This is a genomic window from Bradyrhizobium sp. Crot121 (genome assembly GCF_059512385.1).
In genome coordinates this window covers 1-362 of sequence record NZ_JCAMOR010000493.1, presented here as the reverse complement: position 1 = coordinate 362, position 362 = coordinate 1, and the positions used below count along the sequence as shown (strand labels likewise).

Below are 362 nucleotides of genomic sequence, written 5' to 3'. Positions count from 1 at the left end.
CCGTGAACCGTATCGAAGCCGTGACGGAAGAAAATCTTCCAGGCAAGGACGGTTTCCCAGAAGAGCGCGACGCCGTATTCCAGAAGGTAGCCTAGCGCCCCACTTGCATCGAGCGGCAGGGGATGCCGATAAACATGGATTCCTTCAATGCATTCGTAGCGTTCGGTGAAGCCCTTTCCAGTGGGGCAGATGACGCAAACCTGCGCACCGGCGGCTGTCAAGGTCCGGGCCTCCTGCCAGACGCGACGGTCGAAGGGAACCGGCAGGTTCTCGACGACGATCAGCACTTTTCGCCCCTTCAGGGGCAAGACACTGAGATCTGTCGCATCATCCGGGGCCATATCGATTGTTTCTTGAATTGC

At 58.0% G+C, this 362-nt stretch carries 1 pseudogene; it reads right to left on the bottom strand.

What is annotated here, in order from left to right:
* Window positions 1-287, bottom strand: a pseudogene (locus AC5ZGW_RS47625) (glycosyltransferase WbuB); the annotation flags it as partial.
* Window positions 288-362 lie beyond the last annotated feature (75 nt).